Annotated in this window: 9 protein-coding genes; 7 read left to right on the top strand and 2 right to left on the bottom strand. The window is 46.3% G+C overall.

The window, feature by feature from the left end; all coding sequences use genetic code 11:
* The first annotated feature begins 273 nt into the window (after window positions 1-273).
* Both recB and recD read left to right on the top strand, forming a co-directional pair.
* Window positions 274-3948, top strand: a complete 3675-nt coding sequence (gene recB, locus N646_RS07155) for an exodeoxyribonuclease V subunit beta (RefSeq protein WP_049812042.1) — start codon at window positions 274-276, stop codon at window positions 3946-3948.
* Window positions 3948-6095 (top strand): exodeoxyribonuclease V subunit alpha, encoded by a 2148-nt coding sequence (recD, locus tag N646_RS07150; protein WP_017820780.1) that lies wholly within the window; start codon window positions 3948-3950, stop codon window positions 6093-6095. Before recB ends, recD begins: the two co-directional genes overlap by 1 nt.
* Window positions 6096-6129: 34 nt before the next feature.
* Here the strand turns inward: recD and N646_RS07145 are convergent, their stop codons facing one another.
* Together N646_RS07145 and argA are read right to left on the bottom strand one after the other, a co-directional pair.
* Window positions 6130-6318, bottom strand: coding sequence for a hypothetical protein (locus N646_RS07145; RefSeq protein WP_011106047.1), 189 nt, complete (start codon window positions 6316-6318; stop codon window positions 6130-6132).
* A gap of 348 nt (window positions 6319-6666) precedes the next feature.
* On the bottom strand, window positions 6667-8004 hold the full coding sequence (argA, locus tag N646_RS07140) for an amino-acid N-acetyltransferase (protein ID WP_017820779.1): 1338 nt from the start codon (window positions 8002-8004) through the stop codon (window positions 6667-6669).
* A gap of 162 nt (window positions 8005-8166) precedes the next feature.
* On the opposite strand from argA, the gene N646_RS07135 reads away from it, so the two are divergent.
* From N646_RS07135 to N646_RS07115, 5 genes are all read left to right on the top strand, one after another.
* Window positions 8167-8622, top strand: coding sequence for a DUF2850 domain-containing protein (locus N646_RS07135; RefSeq protein ID WP_005380234.1), 456 nt, complete (start codon window positions 8167-8169; stop codon window positions 8620-8622).
* A gap of 273 nt (window positions 8623-8895) precedes the next feature.
* Window positions 8896-9999 (top strand): murein transglycosylase A, encoded by a 1104-nt coding sequence (gene mltA, locus N646_RS07130; RefSeq protein ID WP_005391723.1) that lies wholly within the window; start codon window positions 8896-8898, stop codon window positions 9997-9999.
* 99 nt (window positions 10000-10098) lie between these two features.
* Window positions 10099-10908: a tRNA cyclic N6-threonylcarbamoyladenosine(37) synthase TcdA gene (gene tcdA / locus N646_RS07125; RefSeq protein WP_005380241.1), complete on the top strand. Its 810-nt coding sequence runs from the start codon at window positions 10099-10101 to the stop codon at window positions 10906-10908.
* A gap of 19 nt (window positions 10909-10927) precedes the next feature.
* Window positions 10928-11356: a cysteine desulfurase sulfur acceptor subunit CsdE gene (gene csdE, locus N646_RS07120; protein WP_017820778.1), complete on the top strand. Its 429-nt coding sequence runs from the start codon at window positions 10928-10930 to the stop codon at window positions 11354-11356.
* A 309-nt stretch (window positions 11357-11665) separates the two neighbouring features.
* Window positions 11666-12586, top strand: a complete 921-nt coding sequence (locus N646_RS07115) for a sensor domain-containing diguanylate cyclase (protein ID WP_017820777.1) — start codon at window positions 11666-11668, stop codon at window positions 12584-12586.
* Window positions 12587-12618: the final 32 nt, after the last annotated feature.

Below are 12618 nucleotides of genomic sequence, written 5' to 3'. Positions count from 1 at the left end.
ATTTTTTGTAGGGCGTTCGCTGTACGGCCACAAGGTCAGAGGGACCATGATACTTTTGTTTAATTCATTTGAGTTGTGCCGCCAAAAAGGTTTGGCTTATCTCGTGGGGCGCATACTAACGGTACGTCTTATGGATAACCGTGAGAAAGATCTCACAAAGCTCTAAATGATCCAACTTGTTAAACATATTAATAGAATTTTTAACTATAGATCACATTTATTAGGTGATACGTCCTAGTAAATAATCCGGAGAGATTCAGCGTTATGGATCAAATGTCAGGTGCAGAGTGTCCTCTACATACGTTAGACCGCACAGAGCAACCTCAACCAACGCCACTAGAACCGATGACGTTTCCTCTGCATGGCGCGAGGTTAATCGAGGCATCAGCAGGTACAGGTAAAACCTTCACTATTGCAGGTTTATATCTGCGCCTTTTGCTTGGTCACGGCTGCGAGGAAACTCGACATCGCGTACCGCTTACAGTCGACCAAATTCTGGTCGTAACCTTTACCGAAGCGGCAACTGCGGAATTACGCGATCGTATCAGGGCAAGGATCCATGACGCGCGAATCGCGTTTGCGCGTGGACAGAGTTCCGATCCGGTGATCCAACCTTTGCTTAATGAGTTTGACGATCACAAGCAAGCCGCAGAAATTTTATTGCAGGCAGAGCGTCAGATGGACGAGGCGGCGGTCTACACCATTCACGGTTTTTGCCAACGTATGCTAACGCAAAATGCGTTTGAATCTGGCAGCCGATTTAACAACGAGTTTGTGACCGATGAAAGTCACCTAAAAGCGCAAGTTGTAGCCGATTACTGGCGTCGCAATTTCTACCCGTTACCATTTACCTTGGCTGGGGAAATTCGCCAGCTATGGAGCTCTCCATCTGCGTTGTTGTCTGACATCAGCAATTACTTAACCGGTGCGCCGTTAAGCCTTTCTGTTCCTGCAATGAAAGGCAGTTTGGCAGATCTTCATACTGAAAATCTGAAAAAAATTGATGAATTAAAAGCACAGTGGCGAGAAAGCCAAGATGACTTCTTCACGCTGATTTCAGATTCAGATATTAACAAACGCAGCTACACCAAAAAGTCTCTGCCGACGTGGTTGGAGGCGGTAAACGCTTGGGCAGCAACGGAAACCACAGGTTACGATTATCCAGACAAGCTGGAGAAATTCGCGCAAAACGTCTTGTTGGAAAAAACATCGAAAGGCAGTGCGCCGCAGCATGCGGTATTTGAAGCCATTGAAACATTTCTTGCCAATCCAATCAGCTTAAAAGCGCCACTGCTTGCTCATGCGATTGAGCATTGTCGTGTGATGCTGGCCAACGCGAAAAATCAAAAACAGTGGCTCTCTTTCGATGATTTGCTGACGCAACTTTCTGCTTCTATCGATACGGACGAAAGCGAGCTTTTAGCGGCGCGTATTCGTACTTTGTATCCTGTCGCAATGATTGACGAGTTTCAAGATACCGACCCGCTTCAATACAGTATTTTCAGCCGTATTTATCTGAACAACCCGGAATGTGGTTTGTTTATGATCGGTGACCCCAAGCAGGCGATTTATGGCTTTCGTGGCGCAGACATTTTCACCTATATCAAAGCGCGTAACCAAGTAAGTGCCCACTACACGTTGGGAACCAACTGGCGTTCTAGCGCAGATATGGTGCAGGCGGTAAACCAAGTATTTGCTTTGCCAGACAGTCCATTTATCTACGATTCGGACATCCCGTTCTTACCCGTTAAGTACAGTCCCAATGCCGAAAAACGCATTTGGACTATGGGTGGCCAAAAGCAACCGGCGCTGACTTATTGGTTGCAAGAAGCGGACGATAAACCGCTACCAAAAGGCGAGTATTTGACTCGAATGGCAGAGGCGACCGCAAGCCAAATCCAAACTATTTTGACGCAGGCTCAACAGGGGCAAGCGTGTCTGGTGAATGGCGAAAAACAGAAAGCGGTTCAAGCGGGCGATATCGCGGTATTGGTTCGAACAGGTAGCGAAGGTCGAATGATCAAACAAGCGTTGGCTGATAAAGGCATTGCCAGCGTGTACCTGTCTAACCGAGACAGTGTGTTTACCAGTTCGGTGGCGCAGGATTTACAGCGTTTGCTGCAAGCGGTGCTGACTCCAGAAAATGACCGTGCGCTGCGTGCAAGTCTTGCTTCTGAGCTGTTTGCCCTCGACGCAGCAAGTTTGGATGCACTTAATAACGATGAAATTGTGTGGGAAAACGCCGTAAACGAATTCAAAGAATATCGCAAACTTTGGGTTCAACGTGGTGTGCTGCCGATGTTGCGCGCGGTGATCAGCAAACGCCATATTGCCGAGCGATTACTAGAAGAAGGTGCGAGTTCACAGGGTGAAAATGGTGAGCGAGTACTTACCGATTTAATGCACATCGGTGAACTGCTTCAACAAGCCAGTAATGAACTGGACAGCGACCACGGTCTGCTGCGTTGGCTCGCTCAGTCCATCAGTGATGCGGAAAACGGTTTGGGTGGCAGTGATGACCAAATCCAACGTTTAGAATCGGAACGTAACTTAGTGCAGATCGTAACTATTCACAAATCAAAAGGCTTGGAGTATGACCTCGTATTTCTGCCGTTTGTGTTCAGCTATCGAGAAGCCAGCGAAGCCAAATATTACGATGCAGCCAATGACCGCACGGTACTGGATATCACTGGCAACGATGCGTCCATGAAGCAAGCGGATAAAGAGCGTTTGGCGGAAGACTTACGCTTGATATACGTGGCACTAACGCGTGCTGTGTATGCGTGTTTTATTGGAGCCTCGCCTTTACGCAATGGCCGTTCGACCAAAGAGCCAACCGGCGTACACCGCAGTGCGATTGGCTATTTGATTCAAAATGGTCAAGAAGGTGGCATCAACGATTTGTACCAAAGTTTAACAAAGCAACAAGACGAGCTTGATTGTGTCGTTGTGGCCGATCCGCCGCCGCAACTCGAAGAGAAGTACGTAGCACCACAAGAAGAAATACACGATCTTAGCGCGAAAGAGCTGCAAAACCCTATCGACAGAAACTGGCGCATCACCAGTTATTCTGGCTTGGTCAAGCAAGGCTCTCATCACGCCGAGCATGATGCCACGATTGAGATTACGGGTTTTGATATCGACTCATCTGAAGAGCAAGACGAAGCGGATTTGGTGGAGCCAGAGCGCTCTATTTTTACCTTCCCTCGTGGTGCGCGTCCGGGTACGTTCCTGCACAGCCTGTTTGAGGAAATTGAATTTACTCAGCCAGCCACGACGGAAGAGAATACACAAATCATCCTTGGCTTGATGGAAAGCGAACAGCTCGATGAAGAGTGGTTGCCCATTTTACAGCAATTGATTGATACCGTACTCGCAACGCCGTTGGATGGTAAGTCTTTGCTGCTGAATCAAAAAGCACCGTCGCAACGTTTGGTGGAGATGGAATTTTTGTTGCCGATTGAAGTTTTGTCTGCACCGGCGTTAAACCGAGTCATTCAACGTCACGATCCGTTGTCGGCGAAAGCGGGGGATTTAGGTTTCCAAACCGTGCAAGGCATGCTCAAAGGTTTTATCGACTTGGTGTTTGAACATCAAGGTAAATACTACGTGCTTGACTGGAAATCGAATCATCTTGGCGACGATGTAACGAGCTACCATGGTGAGGCTCTGAAATCGGCCATGGCGGATCACCGCTACGATTTGCAGTACCAGATTTATGCGTTAGCACTGCATCGTTTCCTACGCAGCCGATTGGCGAATTATCAATACGAGCAGCACTTCGGTGGTGTGTATTACTTGTTCTTACGCGGCATGGATGGGCAGAGTGACCACGGCATTTTTGCTGCGAAACCAACCTTAGACTTCTTACAAGAGATGGATCGTTTGATTGATGGTCAAGTACTTGAAACGCGCTCAACTCAAGCCGGGCAGATGGAGCTACTTTAATGACGACAAATCACAATCTTCATTCTGGCCAAGATAGTTTATTGGTAGTGCTGGAACGCTTGGCGCACAAAGGTGCTATTCGTCAGCTCGACTACCAATTCGCCTGTTTTATTGATTCTCAAACGCATGATGAACAGTCGGACAGTCAAGCATTGGCGTTTATCGCGGGTGTTGTCAGTAGTGAGCTTGGCAAAGGACATATCTGTCTGTCTCTGTTCGATGCACAAGGGCAATCTACGGATTTAGCCAGTAAGCTAGGGCTGTTTGGTGAGTCGGCATTGGCGCTCAACACACAGTTGCAAGGCATAGACTGGATTCAAGTATTAAAAAATTCCACCGTGGTCGGCGCGCAAGGAGAAGCCTTGCCGCTGATGTTCGATGGCGAGCGTCTGTATCTGCACCGCTATTGGCATTATGAAGTGACACTGGCGGAAAAGCTCAATCAGTTGGGCGCCGCAGTTAACTTGCAACCACAAGAGTTTGCGCGATTATCGGAGTTGCTCAACCATCTGTTCGCACGCCAATACCATTTTCTGTTTAACGCGTTGGGCAAAGCAGTAGAAGCGGGAAGCAGCAACCAAGTGTTGCGTCAACAATTGTTGTGTGATCACCTTGATGTGGTCGCAAGCGAATCGTTGGATTGGCACGCCATTGATTCCGTGCTTAGCAATGCGCGCAAGGTTCAGGATTTGCAGCAACTGGATGAGCTGGTGCCACTTTCAGCTTGTGTGAACTGGCAAAAAGTCGCGGCGGCGGTTGCGTTAACTCGTCGATTTGCTGTGATTTCTGGTGGCCCTGGTACGGGTAAAACGACGACAGTAACCAAATTGCTTGCTGCTTTGATTGAACAGGCGACGCACGAGAAAAATCTAACCATCAAGCTGGTGGCCCCGACGGGGAAAGCGGCGGCGCGATTAACCGAGTCCATTGGTAAAGCAGTGCAAGAACTGCCAGTTTCTCCGGAGCTAAAAGCCAAAATTCCGACTGAATCGAGCACCTTGCATCGATTGCTGGGCGCGATTCCTAATAGCGCAGAATTTCGTCACAACAAACAAAATCCACTGCATTTGGATATTTTGGTTATCGACGAAGCGTCGATGGTCGATTTGCCAATGATGTACAAAGTGGTCGATGCCTTACCGAAACATGCGCGGCTGATTTTGCTAGGTGATAAAGACCAACTTGCCTCAGTTGAAGCAGGGGCAGTGTTGGGTGATATCTGTTCGTTCCATGCATTGGGTTATGGCAAAGAGCAGGCGTCAGCCATCGCAAAACTGACGGGTTTCGATACTTTAGCCCATACAGGTAACAGTGCATCTAGCATTGCTGATAGTTTATGTATGCTGCAAAAGAGCTACCGATTTGACGCTCGCTCAGGCATTGGTCAGTTGGCAAAAGCGGTTAACTCAGGTTCTGCTGCGAGCGTAGATAACGTCTGGGCGCGTGACTTTTCCGATATCGAACATTTCGCCCTAAGTAGTCAACATTACAACCAAATGATGCAGACGTTGGTGCAGGAATACGGTCGTTACCTCAAACGCATTGGACAACAGGAAACTGATCCTAAAACCGGAGAGCCAGAGTCGCTAACGCACAAAGCCAAAGCAGTGTTAGAGACTTTCAACCAATGCCGGCTACTGTGCGCGATCCGTGAAGGTGACTTTGGTGTGGCTGGGCTAAACCAACGCATCGAGAAAGCGCTCGCGGCGCGCAAGTTCATTCAAGTTCAGGATGAAATTTGGTATCACGGCAGACCCGTCATGGTTACGCGTAATGATCACGGTTTAGGTTTGTATAACGGTGATATCGGTATTTGTATGCGAGATGACACTGAAGAAGAACCTCGTTTGAAAGTCTTTTTCGAGTTACCTGACGGCAGTGTGAAATCGGTCTTGCCAAGTCGAGTACCTGAACATGAAACGGCTTACGCCATGACCATCCATAAATCGCAAGGCAGTGAATTTGATTACACCCTTATGATTTTGCCACCAGACTTTAGCCCGATATTAACCCGTGAGTTGATTTACACAGGCATTACCCGCGCGAAAAAGCGCTTAGCTCTTTATGCCGAGCTCAATGTTCTGAAGCGAGGCATTAAGGTGAAAACGACTCGTGCGAGTGGGCTAGTACAGCGGCTTACTAACTAAAACAAGAAGACCGAGCTTATGGCTCGGTCTTCTTTTATGTACGTTGTGCAAAGGCATCGGTAAACGACACGCTGCGTATTTTGTATTGCTGTTGGTAAGTAAGGATAAAGTCTCGAATGGCGTCATTCACCGGAAAAACACAGTGAACATCTAGGCCTTCTAAAAACTGATTGTCAGCCATATCCCAGAAACTTTGAAGCGAATTACAAATGATTGTTCTCATAACAGTGCTCGTCTCGGCTTATTGAAAGTCAGATTAACAACTGTCCTTGGTGTGCAATGCGGGCTAACTAGTTATCGACTGCCCAGCATTTTAGGGTGAAGGCTACGTATCATCACCTAGATCCATTTGCATTGGTTAAAAACCAATCACTAGCGCGCAGAGTATAGCCAACAGTGTGTATATTGAAAAGGTAAAAATGGAACTAAAATCAATGTAATGCTTTGCATATCTAAATTAATGGTATTACTGCTTATGATTCATGGATTTATTATTGAGAGAGTCGGAGCATGGCGTTCCAAACCTCGGATTGAGGATTCAGAACGCATCTGTTAATGATGTTGAGTTTGTTTATAAGTCTAACGCTAAGATTTTGGACTTACGCTGAAAGTTGTACAGCCCTTGTTTGGCTCCTGGCAAGTAATCGACTCCAACTTCGTAGAATCCTTGCTCTCTAAACCAATGCAAACTGTGTGTCGTGAGGACAAAAATTTGATCAATGGTTTCGGATTTAGAACGATGTTTCATGTAGTTGAGCAGCAACAAACCTCGGTTTCCATCACGATAGTCAGGGTGAATCGCTACGCAAGCCATCTCAGCTTTACGCTCTTCTGGGTATGGATAAAGGGCAGCACAGCCAATAATCAAACCGTCTTTTTCGATGATGGTAAATTTTCCAATCTCTTGCTCTAGCTGCTCTCGAGAGCGCCTAACGAGTACACCTTGTTCTTCTAAAGGACGAATGAGGTCTAAGATACCGCCAATATCGTCAATATTAGCTTGCCTCACTTGTTCAGCGCTCGCCATAACGACTTGGGTTCCGATACCGTCGAAAGAGAACAACTCCTGAATTAAGGCGCCATCTACTTTATAACTGATCAAGTGGCTACGAGGTACTCCGGCACGGCAAGCTGCAATAGATCCTTTAAGAAAGCGCAGTGTTCCTGTGTTGTAATCTAGATCAGGAGACGTATTTTCAGAGAGCGTTTTGATGACATGCTCCGCCTCAATTGGCAGTAACTCGGCGACAGCATTGCCGTTGTCATCAATGACACCTTGTTCGGAGCAAAAACCAATCAGCTTATCCGCACCCAGCTTTATCGCTAGTTGGGTGGCGACTTCTTCAGAAAGTAAGTTAAAGCACTCGCCAGTCACAGAGCTAGCAATGGGACCTAGCAGAACAATTGAACCTTGATCAAGAGTGCGGTTGATAGCATCGGTGTCAATGCGGCGAATGCGTCCACTATGGCAATAGTCCACACCATCATCAACGCCGAGTGGCTGAGCAATGATGTAGTTTCCGCTAACGACATTGAGCTGGGTGCCTGCCATCGGAGTGTTGTTGAGGCTCATTGATAGGCGCGCAGTAATCGCAAGTTGAAGTTGTCCGGCAGCTTGCATAACAACAGATAAAGCCGATTCATCCGTAATGCGGATATTTTTGTGGTAAGGCGTAGTGAGGTCTTGTTTTTCTAGCTGCTGATTAATTTGAGGACGTGCACCATACACCACCACGACTTTGATTCCGAGGCTGTGCATGAGGGCGATATCATTAATAATATTGCCAAAATTTTTGTGTGCGACGGCTTCTCCGCCCAGCATGATCACCATGGTTTTTCCGCGGTGAGCATTGACATAAGGTGTTGATTGACGGAATCCTTTTACGAGAGCAGTACTACGAATTTTCACTACAGCCATTCCTTTGTTTAATTATGTTAAAATAATGCCTTTTTATTCACTTGGTGGCAAGGTGAAATTTTGGAATAAAGCACAAACATATTGAGGTAGGTTCTTGGTCCCGTTAAGAGGGAAGGTTACAATGGTGGCGTCTTTCCTCAATACGTGAACCTCATGTCTTCTGCTGTTAATAAGAATGCTGCGATCACTGCTTCAAATCTGTCAAAAACGTCATCTAAATCAATGCTTCGTAAGTGGCTAGAGCGTTCTCTCATGCTTATAGCGATAGTTGGAACCGTTGTCGTGTGCATGCTGTATAGTGATTTGATTACTCGAACCATTAATCCGCCCATTCCCAAATCGACAATTTATGGTCGCTGGGTTGAGCAAGATGTTGCGCCTTATGCTCGTGAAGAATTTGTGTTGAGTGAGCGCGGTGTTACCGTAAATGGTTCTACAGTGGCGACCAGTTTTGAATTCGATGGGGATTCGTTTTCGTATCGAGTGGGTTCAAATGAGCGGCACTTCAATTTTGTGGGTAAGCAGCATGCAGAAATGAAGCTGGATGCCAATGCACATTATCTACCTGTATTCCGTTTAGAGGGGCGTGCAAGGATTGCGGTAAGATAGTCGTTTTTATCTTTGTCTGTTAAGCAGAGATCTCTTGCGTCTGTGAGTCACATGGATGATCACAATTTCATCTCTCAATCAGTAAATCTTACTTTCAAACATAATCCGGACAATTCCGTAATTCTTCCGCTGCTATCATGTTGTATTAACTGAATGAATTCACAACGAGTAAACGGATTGGCTTAGCGTTGAAACATTTTGTCGTTGCTTTTCAATTGCACCGTATGCGTTTGTTTGCCATCCTTTTGCTATTCTCTTTTACGGAAAAGACACGTGTTAAAAAAACTCCTTCCTATTATCTCTTTGAGCCTACTCTTTGGCTGTGCTCAACAAAATGATCGTGCTCAGCAATATCTTGATGGTGAGTTTCCTCAGATCCTCAATCAAGTGGATGTGGTTGAGTCTAACAAACCACGCGATTTTACTGAATTTAACAAGCAAGCTGAGCAAGTGGTGATAAAGTCACCATCCATGGCGAAGATATACCAACCGCTATATCAACGATTAAGTGAGTGGGCGCAACAGAGCGGAGATACCAGTGCGTTGAGTGCGTTTGGCATTCAAGCCGCGCAATTGGGTGGTGGTGATAAAAAAGGTAATGTGCTGTTTACCGGATACTTTTCTCCCGTGATGGAGCTGCGTCATACACCAAACGACATTTTTAAGTACCCAGTTTATGGCAAGCCAAACTGCTCATCAGATTGTCCGACTCGTGCGGAGATCTACAACGGGGCATTAGATGGCCAAGGTTTAGTGCTAGGTTATGCGCCTAACCGTATTGACCCGTTTATGATGGAAGTGCAGGGCAGTGGCTATGTGCATTTTGAAGATGATGATACGTTGGAGTACTTCGCGTACGCAGGGAAAAATAATAAAGCTTACGTTAGTATTGGCCGCATTTTGATTGAACGTGGTGAAGTGCCGCGTGAAAAAATGTCTCTCAAAGCGATTAAAGAGTGGGTAATGGACAACGACGACGCAACAGTACGCGAGTTGTTGGAGCAAAACCCTTCTTACGTCTTCTTTGCGCCAAAAGCGGAAGCGCCAGTAACGGGGTCGGCTGGTATTCCTTTGTTGCCAATGGCCGCGGTCGCGGGTGACCGTTCTATCTTACCAATGGGTACGCCAATCTTGGCGGAAGTACCATTGCTGAATGCGGATGGTACGTGGAGCGGTGCTCATCAACTGCGAATGCTGATCGTTTTAGACACTGGTGGTGCGGTAAAACAGAACCATTTGGATCTGTATCATGGTATTGGTGCGAGAGCGGGAACGGAAGCAGGGCACTACAAGCATTTTGGTCGAGTGTGGAAACTTGGGCTGGAAAACTCACCAACTCAAGCGCCTTGGGCTTTACCGCCAGAAAAGCTACAATAGCGACCCAAGAAAGAGGAACCGCCTCTTATCTAGACATTTCATCAAAGAGTGCGTATAAATCGCACTCTTTGTTTTTCTATCGATCATCTGGACTTCAATATGCGTGAACTCGATACCCCAGCATCTGACAGCTACAATCAACGCTTTGGCGGCACTCGTCGTCTTTATGGCAACAGTGAAGTGGACATTCTTCGCGCTGCACACGTTTGTGTTATTGGTATTGGTGGCGTGGGTTCATGGGCGGTCGAAGCGCTGGCCCGTACCGGGATCGGTGAGCTGACTCTGATTGATATGGACGATGTTTGTGTCACGAATATTAACCGCCAAATTCATGCGATGACGGGCACCGTTGGCCAAAGCAAAATTGAAGTGATGGCCGAGCGTGTCAAATTGATCAACCCAGAGTGTAAAGTCAACCTGATTGATGATTTCATCACGCCAGACAATCAACATGAGTACTTAAGCAAAGAGTTTGATTACGTGCTAGATGCGATTGACAGCGTAAAAGCGAAGGCGTCTTTGTTGGCGTATTGCCGCAGCAACAAGATCAAAGTGATCACTACGGGGGGCGCTGGTGGTCAGGTTGACCCAACGCAGATCATGGTCGCTGATTTAACGAAAACGATCCAAGATCCTCTAGCGAAGAAAATCAAAGACACCTTGCGTCGTCATCATAACTTCCCTAAGAATCCGGCTCGTAAGTTTGGTATTGATTGCGTGTTTTCAACCGAGCAGCTGAAGTATCCTCAAGCAGACGGTTCAGTGTGTGGTGTGAAGTCGACAGCGGAAGGCCCAAAACGTATGGATTGTGCTAGCGGTTTTGGTGCGGCGACTGTTGTAACTGCAACGTTTGGCTTTGTCGCGGTATCGCGAATCGTTGAGAAGTTGATTTCAAAATATAAGAAGTAAACTAGAAGAAGAGCGCATCATGACAGATTTTCCCGTTTCTCCATTTGGTACAGATATCACCAGCGAAGACATTGTAGCGACTATGCAGCAACTTCAAGGCTGGGAAGATCGTTACCGTCAGGTTATTCAGTGGGGTAAAAAGCTGCCACAAATGCCAGAAGAGCTGAAATCAGAACAAGTTACCGTTTCGGGTTGTGAAAGCTTGGTGTGGTTAGTGAGCCAAGAGCAAGATGGCGTTTGGCATTTTTGTGCGGACTCCGATGCGCGTATCGTCCGTGGATTGATTGCCTTGGTGATGGCGGCTTATGACGGAAAAACGGCCGATCAAATTCAAGTATTTGATATTGATGCTTATTTTGATCAACTGGGGCTTGTCTCCCATTTAAGCCCGTCACGTGGTAATGGCTTGAAAGCTATTGTAGAGCAGATTAAGCAAACCGCCGTGTAACGAGTCATTTTCCCAATTCTTAAAAACGCCGAATAACCTAGCTGTTTGGCGCTTTTTTGTATCTGAGTTGAGACATTTTTTGCATATGGATAAAAAGTATGCAAATAGTCGACTATTTTAGTGTTAATTAACCTTTCTATTGATCCTGGTTCATTATATTGCCCACTTGGTTTTTATAAACTCAATTGTATTTAAAATTTGTCTATATTAGATAGTAGACATATGCCTCATTCGCTCCTGTTCCCCAATGCTGACACGCATTTGGAGGCGATTGGGATATTTAGGTACAAACGCTAGGAACCTCCCTATATGCAATTCACCTTGGAACATGCGCAAGACGTATTATCCGGAATGCCAGACCCCACTTTTATTCTGAGTGAAGATGGTATCTATATTGATGTTTTTGGAGGAACAGATAAAAAAGCCTATCACGATGGAAGCAATTTGATAGGTAAGACACTTCACAGCGTACTTGAAAAAGATAAAGCCGACTGGTTTATCGAGCAGATCAGTCGATCACTGAAACAAGACAGTATTGTGACGATCGAGTACAAGATGTGCGCCGACAGCATTCAGGGAATAGATGCCAACAGTGGACCAAGAGGCGACCTATACTACGAAGGCAAGATCTGCCCACTCGCTATAAAATACCGAGGTCGTCGCGTTGTCCTTATTCTTACACGCAACATCTCCAATCGCCACCGAGTTGAAACCCTTCTTCGCCATCAAAGCCAAATAGATGCTCTCACCAATATCTACAACCGACGTGTTTTTTTCGAAAAGCTCACAGAAGAAGTTATTAAATCCCAAGCTCCAGATTATCACTCCGCGTTGTTATTGTTTGATTTGGACTTTTTTAAAGTCATCAATGATAAACGTGGTCATGATGCGGGGGATTATGTCTTAGAGAGCTTAGCTGATTTGGTTTCTCACTTACTCGTCAAAGACGAAATTTTTGCAAGAGTCGGAGGGGAGGAGTTTGCGATTATTTTGCCAGAAACTTCTCTGTCGGCGGCGAAAGAGGTAGGAGAGGAAGTACGTTCCCACATTCAAAATTGTCAGTTCGAATTTGAAAAGATTGAAATTCCGGTCACGGTGAGTGTAGGCGTGGTGGAAATAGGCAGAAATGAAACCACCAAACGTTTGTATGCGCATGCAGATAAAGCGCTTTATGCTGCGAAAAGAAATGGCAGAAATTGCGTGGCGACTCTGGATAGGCAGATGGAGTAACCTTGTTGGTTACTCCAAATCAAACCGTTGGC

This window comes from Vibrio alginolyticus NBRC 15630 = ATCC 17749 (genome assembly GCF_000354175.2).
Taxonomy (GTDB): Bacteria; Pseudomonadota; Gammaproteobacteria; order Enterobacterales; family Vibrionaceae; genus Vibrio; species Vibrio alginolyticus.
Note: the sequence above shows the minus strand (reverse complement) of the source record. Positions and strands in the feature narration are given on the sequence as shown.

Excerpts from the sequence above, each read along its gene's own strand:
- csdE (WP_017820778.1), top strand. The coding sequence starts at position 10,928 with ATGACAGATTTTCCCGTTTCTCCATTTGGTACAGATATCACCAGCGAA.
- N646_RS07145 (WP_011106047.1), bottom strand. The coding sequence starts at position 6,318 with ATGAGAACAATCATTTGTAATTCGCTTCAAAGTTTCTGGGATATGGCT.
- N646_RS07135 (WP_005380234.1), top strand. The coding sequence starts at position 8,167 with ATGTCTTCTGCTGTTAATAAGAATGCTGCGATCACTGCTTCAAATCTG.
- recB (WP_049812042.1), top strand. The coding sequence starts at position 274 with ATGTCAGGTGCAGAGTGTCCTCTACATACGTTAGACCGCACAGAGCAA.
- recD (WP_017820780.1), top strand. The coding sequence starts at position 3,948 with ATGACGACAAATCACAATCTTCATTCTGGCCAAGATAGTTTATTGGTA.
- N646_RS07115 (WP_017820777.1), top strand. The coding sequence starts at position 11,666 with ATGCAATTCACCTTGGAACATGCGCAAGACGTATTATCCGGAATGCCA.
- tcdA (WP_005380241.1), top strand. The coding sequence starts at position 10,099 with ATGCGTGAACTCGATACCCCAGCATCTGACAGCTACAATCAACGCTTT.